Consider the following 22,431-nt stretch of genomic DNA (forward strand, 5'->3'; position numbering starts at 1 on the left):
CACGAGCGCCGTCTCGCTGCGCTCGCCTTCGCGCATCGGCGTGAGCGGCGTCACCGGCACGAGCAGGCCGTTGCGGCGCACGATCTCGCGCTCGTGGGCGTAGTAGATCGACGGCAGCTCGAGCTGCTCGCGCGCGATGTACTGCCACACGTCCAGCTCGGTCCAGTTCGAGATCGGGAACACGCGCAGGTGCTCGCCCGCGTGCAGGCGCGCGTTGTAGAGGCTCCACAGCTCGGGCCGCTGCGCCTTCGGGTCCCATTGGCCGAACTCGTCGCGGAACGAGAAGATGCGCTCCTTGGCGCGCGCCTTCTCCTCGTCGCGGCGTGCCCCGCCGATCATCGCCGTGAAGCCGTGCGCGTCGATCGTCTCGAGCAGCGTGACCGCTTGCGCGGCGTTGCGCGAGTCGGTCTCGCGGCGCAGGCGCACGGTGCCGCGCTTGATCGAATCCTCGACGTGGCCCACCACGAGCTGCGCGCCGATCTCGGCGGCGCGGCGATCGCGAAAGTCGATGACCTCGTCGTAGTTGTGGCCCGTGTCGATGTGCACGAGCGGGAACGGCAGCGCCGTCTTGCGGTTCGCGCCCAGGCCGAACGCCTTCAACGCCAGATGCAGCACGACGACCGAATCCTTGCCGCCGGAAAACAGCAGCGCCGGCTTCGCGCATTCGGCCACGAGCTCGCGCAGAATGTAGATCGATTCCGCCTCCAACCAGTCGAGGTGGTCCATGCGGCGCGGCCCGCCGCCTTGCTCGGCGGCATCGACTGGTTCGAATAGCGTGCTCATGTCGATTCCATCTTTGCTTCAGTCGGTCACTTCCAACGTCGTATCGAGCCGGTCGAAGCGGAACACGTCGCGAACGCCTTCGTCATGCCTCGCTGCTGCGCACTGCTGCATGCGCGTACGCACGGTCGCGAGATAGTCCGCGCGAAAGCGTCGCAAAGCGAAATCGCGGAAGTTCTGCTGCTCGAGCGCCCGCCACGCTTGCGCCTTGCGTTCGATGGAACGAGCGCGCGCGGCATCGAGCTCGGCCTCGTCCAGCTGCACCGCTTTGCCCGTCATGCGCTCATAGCCGTAGCGCTCCATGTACTCGGCCGTCAGTGTCTCGATCGTTGCGATCTCCTTGATCGTGAGTTGACGCTTGTACTTGTCGGCATGCTCGGCGATCGGCGCGGAGCAATTCGACGACCATAGCGCCGACAAATGCGAGAGCTGCCAGGCCTCCGACGAGCGCGACACGTCCAGCATCTGCGGCAGATAGTCGATGCGCAAGAACGCGCACACCCGTGCGAGCGTCGCCCGCTGATGGGTGAGGAAGTCTTCGTAGCGAATGGTCAGCACGCGATCCGGATAGCGCGCAATGACCTCGTCGGCCGCCCGATGAGCCGCAAGCCAGGTCTGCGCGTTCAGCAGCGTGTCGAAATCGTGGATGATGGCCTGGTTCATCGACGCCACCTGCGCACGCGGATCGCGCACGACGTTCAGAAACCGCATGTCGGGCAGCAGCGCCATCAGTTCGTGCGCGTAGTGCACGCTGTCGAGCGACTTATCCATTACGACGCGCGCGCCGGCTTGCTGACCCGCGCGCAGCAAGAGCTCCCAGACCACGCGGTGCACGCTGCGTGGCTCATGACGGATCGCTTCGAACACTTCGACGGGATCGAACGCGACGCCGGGCCACTTGACCATGCTGGCCGCCTGCAAGCCGATCACGTCGCACACGAGACGGAAGTAAGCGTGGTCGTCCTCGAGGTTGCCGTATAGCGGCACGAGCGGCATAAAGTCGACGATGTGCAACGGATACGGCGAGTAGAACTGCGGGTTGAAGTTCAGGCGCAGACGCAGCGCATGACTGCCGCAGCGGCGCAGCGGGATCATGAGGACGGGACGCGGGCGCGTACCACGCGTCGATTGGCTCGGGATCGGGGTCATGGTCGATTCTCCTCGTTCTGCGCGCTCCGGCGCGCTTCACCGGTCGGCCCCATCGCTGCCTCGCAACGCTGGGTCAGATACGCATGCAACATCGCCGCCGCGGCCCCGCATGGCAGACTGCCCGTGTCGAGGACGAGCGACGGTTCGACCGGCCGCTCGTAAGGCGACGAAATGCCTGTGAAATGGCTGATCTCGCCACGCCTTGCCTTGCGATACAGCCCCTTCGGGTCACGCGCCTCGCACACTTCGAGCGCCGTGCTCACGTAGACCTCGGCAAAGCGCGACGCGCCGATGATCCCGCGCGCGGTGGCACGGTCGATGCGATACGGCGACACGAGCGACGCGATCACGATCAGACCCGCGTCGTTCATGAGCCGTGCGACTTCCGCCGTACGCCGCACGTTTTCGTGCCGGTCACGGGCCGTGAAGCCGAGATCGCGGTTGAGCCGGTACCGCAAGTTGTCGCCATCGAGTACCGCGCACGGCCGCTTTTCGCGCGTAAGCAGCTGTTCGAGTTCGTAGGCGATCGTCGACTTGCCCGCGCCGCTCAAGCCCGTGAGCCAGATGGTCAAAGCCGCATAGCCGAATTGCCGGGCACGCGCATCGCAGGCCGTACCGCCCGCATGCCGGAAGACGTTCGCCGGCGCGTCGTCGCCGTCGTCGTCGTCGACGCTCGCCGTTTCCTTGACCGCCTTGCGCACAGGCCGGCCCGGTGTTCCCCGATGCATCACCATGTCCAATCCTTCAGCACTGCATATCGTTTTTCCATCGCGTTCGTCGTTCCTTTCGCATCGGCCAGGCCGCTGCGCGATCACGACGGGAACGACTCGATGTGTACGGTGATGAGTGACCTTCACGCCAGCCGCAGTTCGCGGCCGAACGATGCGTCATGCGCTTGCGGCTCGGCATCGTGCGCCGCACTGCCGGCCAGCCTCGCCGGGTGCACAGTGGCGGCCGACCAATCCCGCCGTTCGAGCTTGAACACGCTGACGGCCCGCACGAGCACGTCGGCCTGCTCGCGCATCGATTCGGCAGCGGCGGCGGCCTCCTCGACGAGCGACGCGTTCTGCTGCGTCACCTGGTCCATCTGCGTGAGCGCCTGGTTGATCTGCTCGATGCCGATGGCCTGCTCTTCGCTGGCGCCCATGATGTCGGTCATGATCGTCGTCACGCGCTTGACGCCGTCGAGCACCTCGCTCATCGTGGCGCCCGCGTCCTTGACGCGGCGATTGCCCACTTCGACCTGCTCCACGGAGGTGCCGATCAGCGCCTTCACTTCCTTTGCGGCCATGGCGGAGCGTTGAGCGAGGCTGCGCACTTCCGAGGCCACGACGGCAAAGCCGCGCCCTTGCTCGCCCGCGCGCGCCGCTTCGACGGCCGCGTTCAGTGCAAGGATGTTGGTCTGGAATGCGATGCTGTCGATCACGCCGATGATGTCGACGATCTTTTGCGAGGCATCGTGAATCGCACTCATCGTCTCGACCACGTCGGCGACGGCATTACCCGCACGCTCGGACACCACCGAGGCCGAAACGGCCAGTTCGTTGGCCTGGCGCGCATGCGCGGAGTTGCGCTTGACGGTCGCCGTGAGTTCCTCCATCGAAGCAGCGGTTTCTTCGAGCGACGCAGCCTGCTGCTCCGTGCGCGCGGAGAGATCGAGGTTGCCGCTCGCGATCTGGCCCACGGCAGCCGCCATCGTGCTCGTGCTCGCATGCACCTGGCTCACGATCACGGTCAGGCTCTCCCGCATCGTCCTCATCGCGTGCATGAGGCTCGTCGTATCGCCGTCCTTCACGATGACCTCGATGGTCAAGTCGCCCGTGGCCACGCGGCCCGCGGCTTCGGCCGCATCGGCCGGCTCCCCGCCGAGCTGCTGGAGCAGGCCGCGCGTGATCAACGTAGCCGCGACGACGCTCGCGAACAACGCCAGCGCCGCCTGCACGACGATCCACAGGCGGCTCGCGGCATAGAGTGCTTTGGCGTCGGCGGTCAGCGCATCGTTCTGCGTGTGCTCCACCTCGCGCAGCTCGCGCACGCGCTCCCACCATTCGGCTTGCACGGGGCGCAGGTCGTTACGCAGCACGCGGTAAGCGTCGTCCTTCTGGCCCGCGAGCGCGAGCGCCTTGGCCTTGTCCATGAGAGGACGCGCCAGTTCGCTCTGCTGGCGGATCTGCTCGAGCAGCGTGGTTTCCTGCGAGGTCGTGCCCGGCAGCGCGAACATCGCGGCGAGCTTGGTCTGGCTTTGCTCGTACGCATCGGCTTCGGCAGCCATGCGGCTCGCTTCCTTTTGAACCTGATCGGCTTGATCGGCCTGCAACAAAAGCAAATTACGCACGGCCAGCGCACGATTCGAAATGCTTTGATCCAGCCGATTGGCAAGCTGCGCTTCGACGGAATTGACGTCGGTAATCTCGACCATCGCCGCCTCGAGTTTTGCCATACGTTGCAGCCCGAACAACGCGACGATCACGAGCAGCAAAGAGATGAGCGCGAAACCGAACCCGAGCCGGGTCGCGACCTTCATGCGAGAGAAGTTCATTTGATGTGCCACCTTTGTGGAATGCCCGGGCCTCCCCTGCGACTACGCGCCCTCGGCATGGGTTATCGCTATAGGGGGACTAAGGATGACCCTGGCGATATAAGCGGCGTGAACGGCACTGAAATGATCAGACTTGAGACGTGGCTTACAAAATAATTAACTTTATGACGACAATGTCTGAAATTATTTTTCACCGGATCATTAACGATATGAGCGGCGAAGAGAAACGATAACCGTCTGCTTTAACTAAGCGGATAACGCGCATTAATTTCCTGACTTTCACAAATAACCGATTTCCCTGTGATGGGAGTATTCGGGGCTCCTGATGGACATGCCGGTCTAACAACCTCATCACCCAGGCGGGAATTGTCGAATTTGCGCGCAAAGCGCATTCCCGACGTGCTAAAACCTAAGACATATCGGTCTCGGGACCCGTCGCTCATGCAGGAAAAGCCCAATTCCGGCGCCGAGCGGATTCTTCACGTGCTCGCGTCGCTCGCGCATCACGGCAAAGCCATGTCGGTCAGGGAGCTCGTCGAGCACACGGGCCTCGCGCAGAGCACGCTGTATCGGCAGATCGCGCTGCTCAGGCGCTGGGGCTTCGTGTCCGAAGACGGCAACCGATACGCCCCCGGGCCCGTGAGCCTGCAACTGGCGCTCGGTTTCGAGCTGGGCTCGCACCTCGTCGAAGCAAGCCGCGAGGCCATGCAGCGCCTCGCGCACGCCTCACAGGAAAGCGTCGGACTCGTCGTGGCCGTCAAGCAGCAGGTCGTGTGTCTCGAGATGGTCGAGAGCCGCCATTCGCTGCGCTGCTCGTTCGAAAAAGGGCGCGCCGTGCCCCTCAGAGCCGGGGCGTCGGCCAAATCGCTGCTGGCGTTCATGAACGAGCACCGCTGCACCGACATCCTCGACCAGGTGTTCGCCGGCGACGACGTAGGCCGCGACGCGCTCGCCGCGCAGCTCGCGCGCATCCGCGTCGACGGCTACGTGATCAGCGAAGGCGAAGTCGATCCTGGCGTATGGGGCGTGAGCGCACCGATCTTCCCGCGCGCGGCGCGCGGCAGCCCGAGTGTCGCGTCTATCACGCTGATGGCGCCGTCGCTGCGCGCCGCGGGACGCGAATCGATGCTGATCGATGCCACCCGCCGGACGGCGCGCGAGATCTCACAGCGGTTGCAAGCCGATTGACGAGAGGGGGAAACGCAAGCGTGCGTGCTGGCAGGCCGTGCTTGCGCGGGGTTTCAATGACGATGCAGCAAGCTGCGCAGCGGGTGACGCCAATCGATATGCCGCGCGCCGCCGTCGCGCGTTTGCTTCAAATGGTCTTGCCACAATTCGTCGGAGAAAAGGAACGCAACGATCAAGAGCGGCAAGACGAGAAATGCACCCAGTATTAGACGTTCGATCACGATAGGACTCCGCATGAACGCGAACAGCGGCGGACAACGTTCGTCCATTCTAAGCTCGTGCGGGAAATGCGTTGCCCGCTTTCGTCACGCGCAGGTGGGCTATCGCGCATTGAGTACCCCCCGTCCCGACGAACTGGCGAAATGAGCGATGCGGCCCCGGCCGCGTCATGCCGAGGCCGACTTCCATGCCGCGGCCAGCACCCCGGCACAGACGAGCAGCGTGCCGCCGCTGCGGTTCACGACGCGCTGCACGGCCTTGCTGCGAATCGCGTGCCGCGCCCGCGCCGCGAGCATCGCATAGCCGAATGCATTGAGCGTGGCCAGCGTCACGAACGTCGCCTCGAACACGGCCATCTGCGGCCAGGCACGCGCATGCAGGTCCATGAATTGCGGTACGAAGGCGACAAAGAACACGATGCTTTTCGGGTTCAGCGTCGTCACACAATAAGCATGCGCGAAGACGCGCCACTTGCGCGTCTCGGAGATGTCGGGCGCTTGCGGATCACTGACGGGCGTGCGCCACAGCTTCACGCCGAGATAGATCAGGTAGGCCGCGCCGATCCATTTGACCACGGCAAACCAGGCTGCCGAGGCCGCCAAGAGCGCGCCGAGGCCGAGCATCGAGGTGGTCATCGACGTCACGTCGCCGAGCGCGACGCCCGCCGTGGTCGGCAGGACATAGCGGCGGCCGTGGCCGAGTGCATAGGAGACGACGAGCAAGACAGTAGGACCGGGAATGATGATGACGATCGCGGAAGCGATCGCAAAAGGCAGCCAGTGAGCCAAGGTCATGTGACGTCCTCCTGATGGGAATCTCATTTATCCACGACTTGCGGGCGACAAGCAAGCAATTGCGCATAGCGCCTATAGCGAGCCGAGGTCGATCCTACGAGTGTTCCTAAATTCCAGGGACCGCCACGTTCATGAGTCGGCTGGCATCGTTCTTGTCGGGAGGCCAAACCGTCATTTCGTCGTTTTCGCCCCACTTCGAAAACGACTTTGTGTGCGCCGCGTCAATTTGGCACGGTATTTAGTAAGCAACTTAATTCGTTCTGCTTTTCAAACGGCGCACTTTCGAGAGCGGCTTATTCGTCGGGGTTTTGCGCGCGACGCCCACACACGGTGCGCTCGTGGCCGGCGGCCTCCCACCAGCCGCGCCGCATAGCTCGATGCCCTGCGACAGGGTGCGGCAATCAGTCGCTTTTGCAGATGCACACAAGTTGTGCTTGTACTTCCACGCGCATGCTCTAGGCTGGGAACCGCGGGTTTTCAATTGCCTTTAAATACATAGCTAACCATACCAAGGCCCGCATGGAGGCATAACATGAAGAAGCAAGCCGGAATGCTTTTTATGCTGGTCGGCCTGGCCGCCGCAGCCTCGCTCGCGCAAGCGCAAGACGCTGTGTTCAAGCCGCAGCAGACGTTCCAATTCAGACCCAACGCTTATGGGTGCCTGTCCAAGGACAAGTTCGACGCCGCGTATCAACACGCGCAGGCCGGCGAGCAACAGAAGATGCAGCAATTCTTCGCCGGCTATGAATGCCTCTCCACGCCTGAGCATTCGGATTTCCGCATCGTGCGCGTCGTCGGCCATGACGTCGAATTCGTCAATGCCGGCAACGGCGACACCCAAGGCCTCTGGACGCACGACGCCTTCATCAAGCAATAAGCGGCAGGGGCGCGCGGCACGTCGGCTTTCCTTCGTTTGCGCGTGATCGTCGATTCAACGCTATGATCACGCGCCAGAACGAATGCAAGCGGCTCGCCCGTGCCCCATATGGCTCTCAAATCGACGATTTACAAAGCAGAACTCCAAATTGCCGACATGGATCGGCATTACTACGGCGATCACTCGCTGACGATCGCACGCCACCCCTCCGAAACCGACGAGCGCATGATGGTGCGCGTCGCCGCGTTCGGCCTGTTCGCCGCCGAGCGGCTCGAGTTCTGCAAGGGCTTGTCCGATACCGATGAGCCCGATCTTTGGCAGAAGGATCTGACCGGCGCGATCGAGCGCTGGATCGAGGTCGGCCAGCCCGATGAACGGCGTATCGCGAAAGCCAGCGGGCGGGCTGACGACGTCGTCGTCATCGCCTATGGCGGCCGCACCTCCGACATCTGGTGGCAAGGCGTGCGCAGCAAGGTGGAACGCCTGCGCAACGTGCGCGTATGGTCGCTCGGGGCCGACGTGGCCGAAGCGCTGGGCAAGCTCGCCGAGCGGACGATGCGCTTGCAAATGACGGTGCAGGACGGCGCAGCATGGCTCACGAGCGCCCAAGCCGAACCGGTCGTCATCGAATGGACGACGCTGAAGGCGCGCGACGGCGAATAATCGGCAGCAAGCGCGACGCGCCGGAGCTGCGAGGGGGTTACAGCGACGTGACCCGCTCACCCTCGGGCGGACCTTTGAGCTCCACCATGTTGCCTTCGGGATCGAACAGGTACAGCGACTGCCCGAAGCCATCGGCGCCGTAGCGGCGGCCCTCGGTGCCGAGCCGCGCCCCGTGCGCGGTCAGATGCGCGGCGAGCGCTTCGCCGTCGTACCGTTCGACGCGCAAACACAGATGATCCATGTTGCAGCCGGCCCCGGGCGCACCGCTTTCCGGGCGGTCGATCTTCGAACCCACGGCCAGCAGATCGATCATCGAGCGCCCCGCACGCAGCTGGACGAGCCCGATATCGGACTGCTCCTTCTCGACGCTGCAGCCAAGCACGTCGCAGTAAAAGCGCGTCATGGCCTTCTGGTCGACCACGCGCAACACCACGTGGTCGATTTCGCGGATGGTCAGCTTCATCGAGGCAACTCCTATGACTTCGCGCCGCCATTGGGCGCGGTGTCCCGCGCCGCAGCAGGCGCGTTGTGGCAATTTCGAGTGTACGGCAGCGCCCGCCGGGCAAGCGCAGCGTATCAATGCAGAAAAGGGAAGGGCAAAAAAAAACCCGCTCGATCAGAGCGGGTGAATCCATATCAGGAGGAGACATGGAGGAGACAAGACCCACTATACACAGATCGATGGTGCAACGCAATATCTTTTTTATGAATGAAAATTACAAAAACCGATAAGCCGCGGCGCTGCGGCCGACAGCAGGCTGAATAACCGATTAGAGCGCAAGATTCGGCGCGCCACGGCAGGGCGCTGGGCCTACAGTAGGCCATGTACTCTCAGCGAAAATCGAGGATCAAGATGCATAGCGCTTACTACACCGACGCCGAACGCTGGAATGCCATCGTCGAACGCGACGCGGGCGCCGACGGCGCCTTTTTCTATGCCGTCGCCACGACCGGCGTGTTTTGCCGCCCGTCCTGCGCCTCGCGCCTGCCGCGGCGTGAGAACGTGCGCTTTTTCAGCCGCGTCGACGACGCGCTCGCCGCAGGCTTTCGCGAATGCAAGCGCTGCCGGCCTGGCGGCCTGCCGCGCGACATGGCCATCGTCGAACGCGCTCGCGCAGCACTCGACGCCGACCCACAAGCTCGCCTCACGCTGGCCCAGCTCAGCGAAGCCGTCCATGTGAGCCCGTTCCATCTGCAACGCCTGTTCAAACGCGTCGTCGGCGTGTCGCCGCGCGAATATCAGGCTGCGCGACGCGGCGCCGCGCTGCGCGAGGCGCTGCAACGAGGCGACGACATCACGCGCGCCGCGCTGGACGCTGGCTTCAACTCGTCCTCCCGCCTGTACGACAGTGCCGCGAGCGAGCTCGGCATGGCGCCGTCGACGTACCGCAACAAGGGCGCCGGACTGCGCGTGCGCTACGCCTGTGCAGACACCGCGCTCGGTCAAGTGCTCGTCGCCGCGACCGGCAAGGGGATCTGCCGCATCGCCTTCGGTGATCAAGCGGCCACGCTGGTCGATGAACTGCGGCATGCGCTCGGCCACGCGGAACTCGTCGAAGATCGCGCGTATATCGCACCGTTCGTCGCGCAGATCGAGGCCTACCTGAACGGCCGGCGCGAGGCGTTCGACCTGCCGCTCGACGTCGGGACCACAGCGTTCCGTCAACGGGTATGGGACGCGCTGCGGCGCATCCCGTATGGTCAAACGCGTACCTACACCGAAATCGCCGAGTCGCTCGGCGAGCCGCGCGCCGTGCGGGCCGTCGCAAGCGCCTGTGCGTCGAACCCGGTCGCCCTCGCCATTCCTTGCCATCGCGTCATCCAGAAGGGCGGGGCGCTCGCCGGCTATCGATGGGGGCTCGCGCGCAAGGCGGCATTGATCGAAGCCGAGGCGCACAGCGCGGCCGTGGCCACCAAAGCCACCGAACTGGACGACGCCGCTTGAGTACGCTACTTGCCACCACCTTCGAGCTGCCGTTCAAGGCGCCCTACGACTGGCCGCGCGTGTTGCGCTTTTTCGCGGGCCGCGCGACGCCGGGCGTCGAAGCGGTCGAGGACGGTGCCTATCGCCGCGCCATCGACTGGGCCGGCGCGAGCGGCACCATGACCGTGCGCCGGCATGCGCGCAAACGCTGTCTGGTGGTCTGCATCGAAGGCGATGCCGGCCATCACGCCGATACGCTGGCCCCGCACGTCGCAACGATGTTCGACGTCGGCGCCGAGCCGTCCGCGATCGGCGCCCATCTTGCGCAGGATGCCTGGCTGGCACCGCTCGTAGCAACCGCGCCGGGCCTGCGGGTGCCGGGCGCATGGTCGGCGTTCGAGCTCGTCGTGCGTGCGATCGTCGGCCAGCAAGTCAGCGTGAAAGCGGCGACGACGCTGATCGGCCGGCTCGTCGTCAGGGCCGGCGCGCGCATCGACGACCACGCGCACGAAGGCACGGCCTGGCGCTTTCCGACACCGGCCGCCCTGGCCGAGGCCGATCTTGCCAACATCGGCATGCCCGGCAAGCGCGTGGCGGCGCTGCAGGGCGTCGCGCGTGCCGTCGCGAGCGGCGACGTGCCGATCGACGGCGGCACGGCCGATCGCAGCCCCCGCGGCGCCGACCTCGCGGCGCTGCGCGCGGCCTTGCTGGCACTGCCCGGCATCGGACCCTGGACCGTCGAATACATCGCCATGCGCGCGTGGCGCGACCCCGACGCGTGGCCCGCCACCGATCTCGTGCTGATGCAATCGATCGCCGCGCGCGATGCCACGCTCACGCGCCCGGCAGCGCAGCGTGCCCGCACGGAAGGCTGGCGCCCGTGGCGCGCGTACGCCGCGATGCATCTGTGGAATGAGATCACCGACCGGACGAGCGGTACGCGCGGCGGGTAGGGGTAGCGGCTGGAGCCTTGCCTGCATTGGCCTCAAGCGAGCTTGGCGGCGCGGTGTTAAAGTGCCCGCTACCCAAAAATAATTGCGCTCGAGGCGCCGCGCAGCACACCGCGCCAGGCTCCCGGCCGGCTTCGATGTCAGATAAACAATCGACACCCTGTTCAGAGACGTTCGCGCAACGCCTGTCCGCTCTCACGTCGCCTGCTGCGCGTGACGTGCTCGCGCATGGCCTGCGCGGCATCGAGAAGGAAAGCTTGCGCATCGCCGCCGGCGGCTCGCTCGCGACGACGCCGCATCCGCGCGCGCTCGGCTCGGCGCTCACGCATCCCTCGCTGACGACCGACTACTCGGAAGCGCTGCTCGAGCTCATCACGCCGGCCGAGCGCACGCCCGCGCTCACGCTCGAGCGGCTCGACGAGCTGCATCGATTCGTCTACGCCAAGCTCGACGGCGAGTTGCTGTGGACCCACTCGATGCCGGGCCAGCTGCCGGCCGACGACCAGATTCCCATCGCGAAGTACGGCACGTCGAACATCGGCCGGCTCAAGCACGTCTACCGGCGCGGGCTTGCGCTGCGTTACGGGCGCACGATGCAGTGCATCGCGGGCATCCACTACAACTACTCGCTGAGCGAGGAAGCGTGGCGCCTGCTGCATGCCGCCAATCCGTCGCCGGCCACGGCTGTCGACTTCCAGTCCGCGCGCTACCTCGCGCTGATCCGCAACTTCCGCCGCACGAGCTGGCTGCTGATGTACCTGTTCGGCGCATCGCCCGCACTCGACCGGCACTTCCTGCGCGGCCGTCCGCACGCGCTCGAGACGTTCGATGCCGATACGCTCTATCGCCCGTACGCGACGAGCCTGCGCATGAGCGATCTCGGCTACTCGAACACCACCGCGCAGGCCGCGCTGCAGCCCGACTACGACACGCTGCCGGGCTACCTCGACGCGCTCGCGCGCGCGGTCAGCGAGCCGTATCCGCCTTATGAGGCGATCGGCACGCATCGCGACGGCGAGTGGGTGCAAATCAACACCAATGTGCTGCAAATCGAGAACGAGTTCTATTCGACGATTCGTCCCAAGCGTGTCACGAACACGGGCGAACGGCCGCTGCATGCGCTCGCGGCGCGCGGCGTGCAATACGTCGAGGTGCGCTGCCTCGACATCGATCCGTTCGTGCCTTGCGGCATCGACCTCGATACGGCGCGTTTTCTCGATGCCTATCTGCTCGTCTGTGCGCTCGAAGAAAGCCCGCTGCTGCCGCCGCCAGCCTATGCGGAAGCCGGTGCGAACTTTGGCCGCGTCACGCTCGAGGGCCGCAAGCCCGGGCTCGAACTGATGCGCGAAGGCAGTGCGGTGTCGCTGCAGGACTGGGCCGCCGAATGGCTCGCCAAGGTCGAGGTGGCCGCGCAAGCGCTCGATGCGCTCACGGGCGGCGATGCACACGCGCGTGCCGTGGCGGCGCAGCGCGCCAAGCTGGCCGATCCGGCCCTGACACCGTCGGCGCGCGTGCTCGAGACGATGCGTGAGCGCGGGCAGAGCTTCCTCGCGTTCGGGCTCGCACAAAGCGAAGCCCATGCCGCGTACTTCCGCGGCCGGCCGCTGGCACCGGCCGACGTGCAGGCGGCGGCTGCGCTCGCCGCGCAATCGCTCGACGAGCAAGCCCGGCTCGAACACAGCGAACAGCCGGGGTCGTTCGACGCCTTCGTCGCCGACTACCGCGCCTACACGCTCGAGCGCTTCAGCGTCTGACATCCTGCGACACTCGACGAGCTCGGGTGGCACGAGAAGCAAGTACCGTACGCATTCACGCATGGCCGGGCGAACGCCCCGGCCGTTCACGCGTCGAACCTCTTGAGAGAACCTGAAAGAGGGGCGTCGCGATGAAGACGAAGTGCTGGGCGGCGATGTCGTGCTGTGCGCTCGTCGCAGCGTGCGCGCCGCCGCCGACGACTCAGGTCAGTCCGGAAACGATGCAGATCGCGACGGCACCGCTCGTCTGCAAGGACGCCGACGAATGTGCGCTGTGGTGGCGCCGCGCGCACGATTGGGTGTCGCATCACGCGAGCTACAAGCTCCGAAGCGAGACCGACACGCTGATCGAGACGGCAGGGCCGGCTGGCGGCAGCGGCAAGCTCGCCTACGAAATCACCAAGACGCCTGGCGGCGACGGCAGCGCGACGATCGGCTTTGCCGCCCGTTGCGACAGCATGCTCGGATGCGATCCCAATCCGTGGAAAGCAGGCGCCGACTTCAAGCTGTATGTCAGAAGCGGCACCGAGCCCCCGCCCGGTGAGCCAGGCGAGGCAAGTCCGCCTCCCCCGCGTTGACGCTGTACTTGCCGGCGAGCGCACCGCAAGAGCAGCCGCGCACCGCGACTCGCCCCGCTATCCGCGTCAGTGCCCCATCGCCGGCCCGGCGCCGCGCTTGGGCTTCGTGATCCACACGAGCCCGGCCAGCACGACGAATGCGATGCAGGAAACACGGAAGAAATCGTTGGTCGCCATCATGAAGCCCTGCTGCGTGACGATCGCGTTCAACTGCGCCGTGAGTCCATCGCCGCCCACGCCTAACGAACCCAGCGCGTTGCTGTAAGCGTGCGTGTTTTGCGAGTAAGTGCTCACCGATTCGGAAAGCACCGCATGGTGATAGATCGCGTCGTTCTCCCAGTAGGTCGTGCTGATCGCCGTGCCGATGGCGCCGGCCAGCGTGCGCAGGAAGTTGGACAGGCCCGAGGCGCTCGCGAGCCGTTCGTCGGGAATGCTCGACAGCGTGATCGTCGTCATCGGCACGAAGAAGCACGCCACGCCGATGCCCTGCGCGAGACGCGGCAGGATCACATGGTTGAACGGCACGTCCAGCGTAAACGTGGAATTCCACAGCGAAACGACCGCAAACACGACGAAGGCGAGGCTAGCCACCATGCGCAGGTCGAGCCGATGCATGTTGCGTCCGATCAGCGGCGAGAGGATGAGCGCGAGAAAGCCGACGGGCGCCGTCGCGAGCCCGGCGAGGCCTGCCGTGTAGCCCATCACCGTCTGGAGCCATAGCGGGAAGATCACGACTGAGCCGAAAAACGCCATGTAGCCGAGAAAGATGATCAGGGCGCCCAGCGCGAAGTTGCGGTCCTTGAACAGCGTCAGATCGATGACGGGTAATTTCTCGGTGGCTTCCCAGACGAGCAGGAAGGCCAGCGCGATCGCCGCGATCAACGCCAGCGAGACGATGAACGCAGAGCTGAACCAGTCGCGATCCTTGCCGAGATCGAGCATCATCTGCAACGAACCGACGCCGAGGACGAGCAGCGTGAGGCCCACGGCGTCGATCGGCTGCTTGCTCGTCTTCGTCTCACGTCCGCGCAGCAAAAAGTAGGCCGAGGTGGCCGACAGCACGCCGATCGGCAGGTTGATGTAGAAGATCCACGGCCACGTGTAGTTGTCGGTGATCCAGCCGCCCATCACGGGCCCGAAGATCGGCGCGACGATCACCGTCATCGCCCATAAGCCCAGCGCCAGGCCGCGCTTTTGCGGCGGATAGCTGCGCATGAGGATCGTCTGCGAGAGCGGCACCATCGGGCCCGAGACGAGGCCTTGCAGCAAGCGGAAGCCGATCAGCGATTCGAAATTGGTGGCCAGGCCGCACAGTGCCGAAGCGATCGTGAACGCAAGCACGGACAGCGTGAACAAGCGCACCTCGCCGACACGCCGCGCCAGCCAGCCCGTCAGCGGCACGGCAATCGCGGCGGCCACCGAGTAAGACGAAATGACCCATGTGCCGTCGCTCGTCGCGACCCCGAGGCTGCCCGAAATCGTCGGCACGGCCACGTTCGCGATCGAGGTGTCGAGCACTTCCATGAACGTGCCGAATGCGAGGCCGACCGTCAACAGCGCAAGCGCGCCGCCACGCAACGGCGCCGGAGCCGCCGGCGCAGCCGGTGAGATAGCAGGAGAAGCCGCGTTTGTCATACGCTTTCGCCCATTTTCCGATCGTTGGTAGGTGGGGGTGAGGCGGCCGGCATCGCGTGCCGCCAGTCCGTTTATGCGAAATATCTCGACAAATGATTGCTGTGTCAATATTTTTCTATGCAATCATACTTCGAATTTCAATGGGCGTAACAGGCCGTAACCCAAGCCCGGCGCGGCTTGCGCTACCATCGCCGGATCGCATAGGAATCGATCGGCATGCTGTCTTCTCGCACTCCCCGTTGCATCGGCACGGCGCGCACGACCCTCGCAGCGGCGCTCTCACTCGCACTCGCCGGCTCGTTGGCCGCTTGTGCCGTCGGCCCTGATTACCACCGGCCCAGCACGGCCGTGCCAGCCTCCTATAAAGAGACGCCGGCAGGCTGGAAGCTCGCCGAGCCGGGCGACCGCGCCGACCGCGGCCGCTGGTGGGCGATCTATCACGATGCGCAGCTCGATGCGTTGATGGACAAGCTCGACGCCGCCAACCAGACCGTCGCGCAGTTCGCGGCCGCTTATCGGCAGGCGCGCGCGCTGGTCAGCGAAGCGCGGGCCAGCTACTTTCCGACGCTCGGCTTGTCGGCCAGCGCCACGCGCTCGGGCCAGCAGCTGTCGCGCTCGTCGACGAACAACGCGCTTGGCAGCTCGAACGGCAGTACCAGCCGCGTCAGCAATGCGTTCAGCCTGTCGCTCGACGCGTCGTGGGAGCCGGACCTGTGGGGCAAGGTGAGCCGCACCGTCGGCGCACAGGAAGCCTCGCAGCAAAGCGCGGCGGCCGATCTCGCGAACGCGCGGCTATCGACGCAGGCGACGCTCGCGCAGACGTACTTTCAGCTCCGCTCGCTCGATGCGCAGCAAAAGCTGCTCGACGATACGGTGACGGCCTACGAGCAAGCGCTCAAGCTCACGCAGAACCGATACGCGCAAGGCGTCGCCGGACGTGCGGACGTGATCCAGGCGCAGACGCAATGGCAATCGGCGCAGGCCGCGGCGCTCGACAACGGCATCGCACGCGCACAGAACGAGCATGCGATCGCGGCGCTCGTGGGCGAGCCGGCGTCGTCGTTCTCGATCGCAGCCGCGCCGCTCGATGCCGAACCGCCTGTCATCCCGATGCAATTGCCGTCGGCGCTGCTCGAGCGGCGCCCCGACATCGCGACCGCGGAACGCAAGGCGGCTTCGGCCAACGAGCAGATCGGCGTCGCGATATCCGCTTATTTCCCGACGCTGACGCTGTCGGCCTCGGGCGGCTACCAGAACTCGGTGTTCTCGCAGTTGCTCACGCTGCCGTCGCGCTTCTGGACCGTCGGCCCCCAACTGGCCGCCACGCTGTTCGACGCCGGCCTGCGCCACGCGCAAACCGAAGCCGCGCGCGCCGCGTACGACCAGCAGGTGGCCGTCTACCGGCAGACCGTGCTCGCGGCGTTCCAGGACGTCGAGGACAACCTTGCGTCCCAACGCATCCTCGCCAGCGAGATCGTCGTGCAAAGAGAAGCGGTCGATTCGGCCAAGCAGGCGCTCGTCATCGTCACGAACGAATACAAGGCGGGCACCGTCGATTATCTGAACGTGCTGACGGCTCAGACGACGGCGTTCTCGGCCGAGCAGAAGCTCTCGACCCTTGCAGGACAGCGCATGGTGTCATCGGTGGGGCTCGTCAAGGCACTCGGCGGCGGCTGGGATGTCGCACAGATCGATCGCGAGACGGGTGAGGCCAGCGCGCCGCCCACTGCGGGCGCCAAGCCGGCCCCTCAGTAACGTCGCAAAGGGTGTAGATCCATCAACGGTTGTAGTCGAGCGTGACCGTGCCGGTGCCCGTAGGCCGGCCGATCACGTTGAGCAAGCCGATCAGATTGTCGCGCGCTTCGGGTGCCGCGCTCGCTTCGCCATGAAACGCGCTCGAGCCGCTCGTCATCGTGCCGTGGCCGGTCAGCAGCAACGGACCCTTCAGCGTCGACAGATCCAGCGTCGAAGCCGCACCCTGCGATTGGAACACGACGCGATACGAACCGAGCGGCTTGATGGGCGACACGCGCGATTGCATGTCGGTCAGCGTGACTTCGAGCTGGCCGTACGCGTTCGCGCCAATCGCATGCCATTGCGTCCAGCCCATGCGCACGTTGCCTTGCAGATCAAGCGTGTTGAACGGCGCGCCGAGCCCCGACAGCAACGCGGCAGGCACGACGATGGCGCCCTGCGACAGCGTCGCGCCGCGCGGCGTGGCATCGAGTGTCACGGGAGAAGGCATGGCTTCGGTCTGGCGCATCTCCATCCGCAGGCGTCCAGTCAGCAGCGGCCAGAATGCCGTATCCCATTCGATGCGACCCGGCAACAGCGTGGCGGCGCTCGCGTCGGCACCTGCCGCGAGCACCAGTGTGGCCGAGCCGTGCCATAGCGAGCCCATCGGCTCGATCAGATTGACGTGGCCCTGCGTCGCTTTGGCAAAACGCGGCGTGATCCAGGCCGCGGGGAACAGCGTCACGAGCGTCACCGCGCACGACAGCGCGGCAATGACGAGCCACGGCAGGGCAGCCGCGACACGCCGCATCCATACGTTCATGCGCGTCCCTGCCGATCGGCTGTCCGACGCCGCCACGCGCGACGGTACACCGCTACGTTCATGCGCTCGCTCATTAGCCCCCCCTTGCGGCGGCCGACTGCAACGTCGCCGACACGTCGACCTGGCCATCGGCCTTGAGCGCCGTCACGTGTGTCTGCGTGGGGTGCACCTTGAATTGCCGGCGCGCGTCGTCGAGCCACATCGTCCAGGCGGGGAACGAGACGTTCTTCAAATCGATGCTGACGGCGTCGCCGGCCAGCTGCACTTGCGCGCCGGCCAGCCCGTTCTGCGTCAGCGAGGCCGTCAACGCATCCTTGAGCGCGCCCCCCGTCGGCGGCACCCCTTGCGCGGCTGCGGCGAGCGAGCGGGCCTCGTCGGCCTGCGCCGTCATCTGCGCGATCTGATGCCGCATCGCCGGCAATGTCTCGCGCAATTGCGCACGCCCTTGCTGCGCGGGCGCCCACAGCACCGAATACACGACCACGACACCGATCACGGCACCGCCCCATGTCAGCAGCGTCTTCTCGCGCGCCGTACGCCCCTCCCAGAACCCGGCCCAGGCGTTCATGAGTGCAGTCTTGTTCATGGTGCGCTCCTGTTCGCGATCGTCCATTTGCCGGTGTTGCTGTCGAGCTGTCCCGACAGGCCGTTTTGCGCGAGACGCTGGCTCAGCCCCGGATCGACCGTCACCTGTGGTTTGAAGGTCACCTCGAGCTTACGATCGTGGTAGTCGAGCGCGGCCACGCCATTGACCGGCACGGGGCCCAGCGAACGCGCCAGGCGCGCGGCCAGCGAGAGATAGTCGTCGGGCGAAAGCACCCCGGCGGCCGCGCGCAGACGCTCGAGCTGGCGTGTCATCTGCACGGGCGGATCGAGCACGGCGGCCGTTTTCGGGAAGGCATTGAGCAGCAGCTCCGTCATTTGCGCATTGAGCGCGTCGCGCTCGCGCGCGAGCATCATCCATTGCACGTTCGTGCCCACGACGGCGACAGCGAGCGCCGCCACGGCCAATGCGATGGGCAGGCGCAGGCGACGCAGCGTCGCGCGATCGAGCCGCCATGGCCGCGACTCGAATTCGAACTGGCACAGATCGAACGTGCAGGCGAGCGCATTGCGCGCGAGCGTCTCGAACCGCAGCGGCTGCGCTTGCGCGAGCGCACGCAGATGCACGGCTTGCGCAGGCGCAGCCTCGGCTTCGAGGCGCGGCTCGCCGCTCGGCAAATCGGTGAGTTCATAGACGGTCACGGGGGCGGAGCCGGCCAGCGCAGTCAGCGTCGCGGGCAGTGCGGACATCGGCACCGCGAGCCCTTCGCCGTGCAGGCTGCGCGCGACCGCGAGCTCGATGCGCGGCTCGACGGCCGGCAACGGCATCGGCGCTGGCGCCGTACCCGCGGCAGCTTCGGCGAGGATCGCGGGCGCCGTCTGCGCGACCGTGCCGAGCACCGCGACGACGAGCGGCGCAGGCTCGGCTTGCGCTTCAGGCGCCTCGCCGGAAGACGGCTCGCCCGCTTGCGCGGCGCTCAGGGCCGGTTCGGCCGTCGCCGGATCGGCGTTTGCTTCGCTCGCTGCACGCTGATCGGCCGGTACAGTGACACCCGGCAGACAATGCGTGACGGGCACCGCGCGCAAGCTGCGATGGCCGGCCGTGGTGAACGCCTCGACGATGAAGCGGAACCAGCCGCGATCGACGACGGCCACCGTGCGCATCCCGTCGGCGCGTGGCCGCGAATCGAGTGCCATGTGACAGGTCTGCGCGTCCTGGATCAGATGATCCTCGACGATGTTCGGCAGCGCCTGACGCAGCCGCTGCCCCTTGAGCGGCGGCAGCGTGACGCCGAGCATCAGAATGTCGCGGGCGGCGACGATCAACACCGTCGTCGCGGCGCGCGGCAGGAATGCGACCGCGGCATGTCCGGCGCGCTCCTTGCGCCCACTCTTGTCGACGAGCAGGAACGGCATCTCGGGCAACTGCCATTCCTGCGACGGCACCGCCGGATCACGCGGCGGCAGAAAGACGATCAACGTGCTCAAAGGCCGTTTTCTCCTGGTTGGCGTTGCTCATGGCTGATCGGTGACGCGCACGACGCGTGTCGTGTGGGTCAGCGGATCGCGATAGATCAGCGTCGTGCGGTCGACTTCCGCGCGTTCGTGCTGCACGTGTCCATGCACGAGAAAGTAGCTCGTCGTGACGTCCATGCTGCTCGGATCGATCAACGGGGATAGAGCACCGGCGCCTTGCAGCGCGAGTTGCACGTCGCTGGTGTTGCGAAAGAACGTGGATTCCCGGCGCGCGACGAACCCCTGCGCGCTCGAGAGCGACATGCCTGGCACCATCGCCGCCACCACTTCGGCTGGCGCGGTATTCATGTTGACGGGCGTCTGCGTCGGCAGCACGGTGACGAACGGACGCAGACGCGCCACCATGTCGGGCGTGAAGCCATCGACGTTCAGCAGCGCGTCGACGCTCGTCATCTGCAGCGGCGCGTTATCGAGGCTCGCGTTGCCGCCGCTGCTGTCGTCCTCGAGGCCCGCCTTGTCGGTCGCATTGCCGACGACGGCGCCCGCCATCTGCTCGGGTGTCGGCGCCGCACCGAGCGGGCTGTTGGCCGGCGACTGAAAGCGCATGGCCGATTGCCTGAGCGCGGTGCGAAATTGCACGGCCGTATTCTTCGCGAGACTGCCGTCCATGCCGAGCGACGTCAGCAGACGCCGGAAGGACGCGATCTGCAGCGCGCTCAATTGCAGCGCGCCAGGCGCGGGAATATTGACGAGATTGCGCAGATTGAACTTGGCCTGCGCATCTTCGATCGATCCGGATAGATAAGTCTGCGCGCCTTGCTGGGCATCGGCTTGACCGAGCTTACCGAGAAAATCGGACAGACGTGTCTTCGCGATCGGCACGGCCCACACGCCGCCCAGATACGTGACGGTCGGTGCCGTATCGGCTTCCGAACGCAGAATGAGGCGCGTCCAGTCGAGTGCACCACGCGAAACCCACTGAGCCTGCGCGAGCAGCCGCTGATTCTCGATACGGCGGATCTGCACTTGCTGGCGCCACAGCAGGCCGGCGACCAGAACCGCGCACAGCGTGACGATGAGCAGCGCGCTGATGATGGCCGCGCCCGCCTCGCGGCGTGCGTGCGGGACGCGGCACGCGCGCGGCGCCCGAACGATGCGCTCTGGATGGATAGGTCGAAGTGAAACGCGCGAGGGACGCATCGTCATCGTCATTCTCCGACCAGGAACGTGCGCGTGATCGGCACCTTCAGCGATGTCGCCCCGATGCTGACCTCGATCCCCTTCACGGCCCGATCGAGTGGCGCATTGCCCAATTGCGGCACCTTCACATTATTGTCGGCACGGGCGATTTCGCCCTCGACATCGCTCATCTGCGTGGTCCAGCCTACGCGCGGCACGAACATGCGCACGGTGATCCGGCCGACCCCGCTGATCAGCGGAACAGCGCTCCAGTCGCCGGACACGCTTGGACTCGCGAGCGTGCGCCGCAGCTGGCCGACCGATTCGACGGGCGGCGACGCATAGCGTGTGATGCGCCCTTCGGCGATTTGATAGCGCACGACCTGCAGGCGCGGCGCGTCACCGGGCAAGCCGAACGTGCGCACGACCTGCAACGTGCTGCCGGTGACGGCGATGGCGGGCTGGCCGACCTCGTCGTCGGTCGCGGCAAGGCGTGCGTCGATGCGCAGCTGATCGAACAGCTGGACGAACACGCGCTCGTCCTCCATCGCGTTCGAGATGGTGTGACGTGCGCGGATGATCTGATCGAGCCCGCGCCACGACAGCAGTGCAATGACGGCGAGGATCGTGATCGCGATCATCAGCTCGATCAGCGTGAAGCCGCGCGCACGCTTGCGCGCATGACCGGCCCGCGGGGGCGGCATGATGGCTCGACGGTCAAAGCGCACGGTTCGTCTCATTGCCGATCACCGTGACGAGTTCAGCGAGCACGCCCGACTCACCGGCCATCGAGACGGACACCTCGACGCGCCGGAACACCGGATTCGGTGTCGTGCCGACTTTTTCGGTACAGGTCAGGACCAGGTTGCCTTGCGAGCAATCGAAGCTATGCGAGCCGACTTCGGGCCACTCGCGCGACAGGTGCAGCCGCGTGAGCACGTTGTCGGCACTCCAGCCTGCAAGCAGGCGGTTGTGCAGTTCACGCTCGTTGCTGGCGAGCAGGCCGGCTGCGCGCAGCGCGGCGCCCAGCGCGACGGCGATGATCGCGAGGGCCACGAGCACTTCGATCATCGTGAAGCCGCGCGAAGCGGGCAGGAGTCGAGAGCGGTCGCGCATCGTCAACGCACCTGGTAGCGGCCGTTGCCGGTGCCGACGATCGTCGCGCGCCCGACAGCCGAAAAGAGCGTCACCGTGACGGCCTGGCCAATGCTTTCCGCACCGAACACGAGCCGCTCGGGATGCAGATCCGAGCCCGGATAGTCGATCGACACGTCGGTCACGCCGCCTTCCCAGTGACGCTCGCGCAGCAGCTGGTCGCGCGAGAGCGGACGCCAGCCGTCCTCGGTGCGCATATCGAAGCGGTAGCCTCCCGCGACGGGCTCCCAGGCGATGGGCCGCGCGCGCACCTGCGCTTCGTCGGACGCCGATTCGAACAGCAACGCGAGACGCTGCGCCTGCTCGTTCAGATCGGTGCGCGGGTTGCGCGTGAGCGAGATCGACGCGAGCGAGACGAGAATGCCGGCAATGACGAGCACGACGAGCATTTCGATCAGCGTAAAGCCGTGCGCGCGGTGCGCTTGATCGCTACCGCGTGGAAAACTCGAGCTGCGCGCCGATCGCGTCATG

The 22,431-nt window shown here is 65.9% G+C and carries 23 protein-coding genes; 8 read left to right on the forward strand and 15 right to left on the reverse strand.

The window, feature by feature from the left end:
* From cysD to D7S89_RS19140, 4 genes are all read right to left on the reverse strand, one after another.
* Positions 1–783: sulfate adenylyltransferase subunit CysD (gene cysD, locus D7S89_RS19125; RefSeq protein WP_121279940.1), on the reverse strand; the 783-nt coding region annotated here is incomplete at its 3' end.
* An 18-nt stretch (positions 784–801) separates the two neighbouring features.
* The gene (locus D7S89_RS19130; protein WP_121279942.1) at positions 802–1,929 is read right to left on the reverse strand and encodes a sulfotransferase family protein; all 1,128 of its coding nucleotides are present in this window, start codon (positions 1,927–1,929) and stop codon (positions 802–804) included.
* A complete protein-coding gene (gene cysC, locus D7S89_RS19135; protein WP_121279944.1) occupies positions 1,926–2,663 on the reverse strand; it encodes an adenylyl-sulfate kinase in 738 nt (245 codons plus the stop codon). Before cysC ends, D7S89_RS19130 begins: the two co-directional genes overlap by 4 nt.
* A 119-nt stretch (positions 2,664–2,782) precedes the next feature.
* Positions 2,783–4,468, reverse strand: a complete 1,686-nt coding sequence (locus tag D7S89_RS19140) for a methyl-accepting chemotaxis protein (protein ID WP_121279946.1) — start codon at positions 4,466–4,468, stop codon at positions 2,783–2,785.
* Between the two features lie 441 nt (positions 4,469–4,909).
* Between D7S89_RS19140 and D7S89_RS19145 the strand changes: the two genes are divergently transcribed.
* Positions 4,910–5,656 carry an IclR family transcriptional regulator gene (locus D7S89_RS19145; protein ID WP_121279948.1) on the forward strand — a complete coding sequence of 249 codons (747 nt, stop codon included), beginning with the start codon at positions 4,910–4,912 and terminating at the stop codon, positions 5,654–5,656.
* Positions 5,657–5,709: 53 nt separating this feature from the next.
* Here D7S89_RS19145 and D7S89_RS19150 read toward each other — a convergent pair whose 3' ends face one another.
* Positions 5,710–5,925, reverse strand: a complete 216-nt coding sequence (locus tag D7S89_RS19150) for a hypothetical protein (protein WP_121279950.1) — start codon at positions 5,923–5,925, stop codon at positions 5,710–5,712.
* Between the two features lie 117 nt (positions 5,926–6,042).
* Positions 6,043–6,669 (reverse strand): LysE family translocator, encoded by a 627-nt coding sequence (locus tag D7S89_RS19155; RefSeq protein WP_121279952.1) that lies wholly within the window; start codon positions 6,667–6,669, stop codon positions 6,043–6,045.
* Positions 6,670–7,201: 532 nt separating this feature from the next.
* On the opposite strand from D7S89_RS19155, the gene sap1 reads away from it, so the two are divergent.
* A complete protein-coding gene (gene sap1, locus D7S89_RS19160; protein WP_121279954.1) occupies positions 7,202–7,546 on the forward strand; it encodes a surface attachment protein Sap1 in 345 nt (114 codons plus the stop codon).
* A 108-nt stretch (positions 7,547–7,654) separates the two neighbouring features.
* Complete coding sequence (locus D7S89_RS19165; protein WP_121279956.1) at positions 7,655–8,209, forward strand: YaeQ family protein; 555 nt, start codon at positions 7,655–7,657, stop codon at positions 8,207–8,209.
* A gap of 37 nt (positions 8,210–8,246) precedes the next feature.
* Here the strand turns inward: D7S89_RS19165 and D7S89_RS19170 are convergent, their stop codons facing one another.
* Positions 8,247–8,672, reverse strand: coding sequence for a VOC family protein (locus D7S89_RS19170; RefSeq protein ID WP_121279958.1), 426 nt, complete (start codon positions 8,670–8,672; stop codon positions 8,247–8,249).
* Positions 8,673–9,062: 390 nt separating this feature from the next.
* On the opposite strand from D7S89_RS19170, the gene ada reads away from it, so the two are divergent.
* From ada to D7S89_RS19190, 4 genes are all read left to right on the forward strand, one after another.
* Positions 9,063–10,154, forward strand: a complete 1,092-nt coding sequence (ada, locus tag D7S89_RS19175; protein WP_121279960.1) for a bifunctional DNA-binding transcriptional regulator/O6-methylguanine-DNA methyltransferase Ada — start codon at positions 9,063–9,065, stop codon at positions 10,152–10,154.
* Complete coding sequence (locus D7S89_RS19180) at positions 10,151–11,086, forward strand: DNA-3-methyladenine glycosylase family protein (protein WP_121279962.1); 936 nt, start codon at positions 10,151–10,153, stop codon at positions 11,084–11,086. Before ada ends, D7S89_RS19180 begins: the two co-directional genes overlap by 4 nt.
* A 134-nt stretch (positions 11,087–11,220) precedes the next feature.
* Positions 11,221–12,837, forward strand: a complete 1,617-nt coding sequence (gshA, locus tag D7S89_RS19185) for a glutamate--cysteine ligase (protein WP_121279964.1) — start codon at positions 11,221–11,223, stop codon at positions 12,835–12,837.
* Between the two features lie 131 nt (positions 12,838–12,968).
* The gene (locus D7S89_RS19190) at positions 12,969–13,415 is read left to right on the forward strand and encodes a hypothetical protein (protein WP_121279966.1); all 447 of its coding nucleotides are present in this window, start codon (positions 12,969–12,971) and stop codon (positions 13,413–13,415) included.
* Between the two features lie 66 nt (positions 13,416–13,481).
* Here D7S89_RS19190 and D7S89_RS19195 read toward each other — a convergent pair whose 3' ends face one another.
* Positions 13,482–15,050 (reverse strand): DHA2 family efflux MFS transporter permease subunit, encoded by a 1,569-nt coding sequence (locus D7S89_RS19195; protein WP_121279968.1) that lies wholly within the window; start codon positions 15,048–15,050, stop codon positions 13,482–13,484.
* Positions 15,051–15,266: 216 nt separating this feature from the next.
* On the opposite strand from D7S89_RS19195, the gene D7S89_RS19200 reads away from it, so the two are divergent.
* Positions 15,267–16,805, forward strand: a complete 1,539-nt coding sequence (locus D7S89_RS19200) for an efflux transporter outer membrane subunit (RefSeq protein WP_121279970.1) — start codon at positions 15,267–15,269, stop codon at positions 16,803–16,805.
* A gap of 22 nt (positions 16,806–16,827) precedes the next feature.
* Here D7S89_RS19200 and D7S89_RS19205 read toward each other — a convergent pair whose 3' ends face one another.
* The 7 genes from D7S89_RS19205 to D7S89_RS19235 form a co-directional block, all read right to left on the reverse strand.
* Positions 16,828–17,607 (reverse strand): type II secretion system protein N, encoded by a 780-nt coding sequence (locus tag D7S89_RS19205; RefSeq protein ID WP_121279972.1) that lies wholly within the window; start codon positions 17,605–17,607, stop codon positions 16,828–16,830.
* Between the two features lie 73 nt (positions 17,608–17,680).
* Complete coding sequence (gene gspM / locus D7S89_RS19210) at positions 17,681–18,193, reverse strand: type II secretion system protein GspM (RefSeq protein WP_245983071.1); 513 nt, start codon at positions 18,191–18,193, stop codon at positions 17,681–17,683.
* Positions 18,190–19,638, reverse strand: a complete 1,449-nt coding sequence (gene gspL, locus D7S89_RS19215; protein WP_121279976.1) for a type II secretion system protein GspL — start codon at positions 19,636–19,638, stop codon at positions 18,190–18,192. The genes gspM and gspL overlap by 4 nt, the downstream gene beginning before the upstream one ends.
* A gap of 27 nt (positions 19,639–19,665) precedes the next feature.
* Complete coding sequence (gene gspK, locus D7S89_RS19220) at positions 19,666–20,832, reverse strand: type II secretion system minor pseudopilin GspK (protein WP_245983073.1); 1,167 nt, start codon at positions 20,830–20,832, stop codon at positions 19,666–19,668.
* A 2-nt stretch (positions 20,833–20,834) separates the two neighbouring features.
* Positions 20,835–21,545 carry a PulJ/GspJ family protein gene (locus tag D7S89_RS19225; protein ID WP_121279978.1) on the reverse strand — a complete coding sequence of 237 codons (711 nt, stop codon included), beginning with the start codon at positions 21,543–21,545 and terminating at the stop codon, positions 20,835–20,837.
* Positions 21,523–21,921 carry a type II secretion system minor pseudopilin GspI gene (gspI, locus tag D7S89_RS19230; protein WP_121280341.1) on the reverse strand — a complete coding sequence of 133 codons (399 nt, stop codon included), beginning with the start codon at positions 21,919–21,921 and terminating at the stop codon, positions 21,523–21,525. The genes D7S89_RS19225 and gspI overlap by 23 nt, the downstream gene beginning before the upstream one ends.
* Before the next feature lie 2 nt (positions 21,922–21,923).
* Entirely contained in the window at positions 21,924–22,430 is a 507-nt protein-coding gene (locus tag D7S89_RS19235) for a GspH/FimT family pseudopilin (RefSeq protein ID WP_121279980.1), read from the reverse strand.
* Between the last annotated feature and the right edge of the window lies 1 nt (position 22,431).

The sequence above is a fragment of the Trinickia fusca genome (assembly GCF_003628145.1).
Taxonomy (GTDB): domain Bacteria; phylum Pseudomonadota; class Gammaproteobacteria; order Burkholderiales; family Burkholderiaceae; genus Trinickia; species Trinickia fusca.

Bases quoted from the DNA above. Each gene is read 5' to 3' on its own strand.
- D7S89_RS19130 (WP_121279942.1), bottom strand. From the start codon at position 1,929: ATGACCCCGATCCCGAGCCAATCGACGCGTGGTACGCGCCCGCGTCCC.
- cysC (WP_121279944.1), bottom strand. From the start codon at position 2,663: ATGGTGATGCATCGGGGAACACCGGGCCGGCCTGTGCGCAAGGCGGTC.
- D7S89_RS19140 (WP_121279946.1), bottom strand. From the start codon at position 4,468: ATGAACTTCTCTCGCATGAAGGTCGCGACCCGGCTCGGGTTCGGTTTC.
- D7S89_RS19145 (WP_121279948.1), top strand. From the start codon at position 4,910: ATGCAGGAAAAGCCCAATTCCGGCGCCGAGCGGATTCTTCACGTGCTC.
- D7S89_RS19150 (WP_121279950.1), bottom strand. From the start codon at position 5,925: ATGGACGAACGTTGTCCGCCGCTGTTCGCGTTCATGCGGAGTCCTATC.
- D7S89_RS19155 (WP_121279952.1), bottom strand. From the start codon at position 6,669: ATGACCTTGGCTCACTGGCTGCCTTTTGCGATCGCTTCCGCGATCGTC.
- sap1 (WP_121279954.1), top strand. From the start codon at position 7,202: ATGAAGAAGCAAGCCGGAATGCTTTTTATGCTGGTCGGCCTGGCCGCC.
- D7S89_RS19165 (WP_121279956.1), top strand. From the start codon at position 7,655: ATGGCTCTCAAATCGACGATTTACAAAGCAGAACTCCAAATTGCCGAC.
- D7S89_RS19170 (WP_121279958.1), bottom strand. From the start codon at position 8,672: ATGAAGCTGACCATCCGCGAAATCGACCACGTGGTGTTGCGCGTGGTC.
- ada (WP_121279960.1), top strand. From the start codon at position 9,063: ATGCATAGCGCTTACTACACCGACGCCGAACGCTGGAATGCCATCGTC.
- gshA (WP_121279964.1), top strand. From the start codon at position 11,221: ATGTCAGATAAACAATCGACACCCTGTTCAGAGACGTTCGCGCAACGC.
- D7S89_RS19190 (WP_121279966.1), top strand. From the start codon at position 12,969: ATGAAGACGAAGTGCTGGGCGGCGATGTCGTGCTGTGCGCTCGTCGCA.
- D7S89_RS19195 (WP_121279968.1), bottom strand. From the start codon at position 15,050: ATGACAAACGCGGCTTCTCCTGCTATCTCACCGGCTGCGCCGGCGGCT.
- D7S89_RS19200 (WP_121279970.1), top strand. From the start codon at position 15,267: ATGCTGTCTTCTCGCACTCCCCGTTGCATCGGCACGGCGCGCACGACC.
- D7S89_RS19205 (WP_121279972.1), bottom strand. From the start codon at position 17,607: ATGAACGTATGGATGCGGCGTGTCGCGGCTGCCCTGCCGTGGCTCGTC.
- gspM (WP_245983071.1), bottom strand. From the start codon at position 18,193: ATGAACAAGACTGCACTCATGAACGCCTGGGCCGGGTTCTGGGAGGGG.
- gspK (WP_245983073.1), bottom strand. From the start codon at position 20,832: ATGACGATGCGTCCCTCGCGCGTTTCACTTCGACCTATCCATCCAGAG.
- D7S89_RS19225 (WP_121279978.1), bottom strand. From the start codon at position 21,545: ATGAGACGAACCGTGCGCTTTGACCGTCGAGCCATCATGCCGCCCCCG.
- gspI (WP_121280341.1), bottom strand. From the start codon at position 21,921: ATGCGCGACCGCTCTCGACTCCTGCCCGCTTCGCGCGGCTTCACGATG.
- D7S89_RS19235 (WP_121279980.1), bottom strand. From the start codon at position 22,430: ATGACGCGATCGGCGCGCAGCTCGAGTTTTCCACGCGGTAGCGATCAA.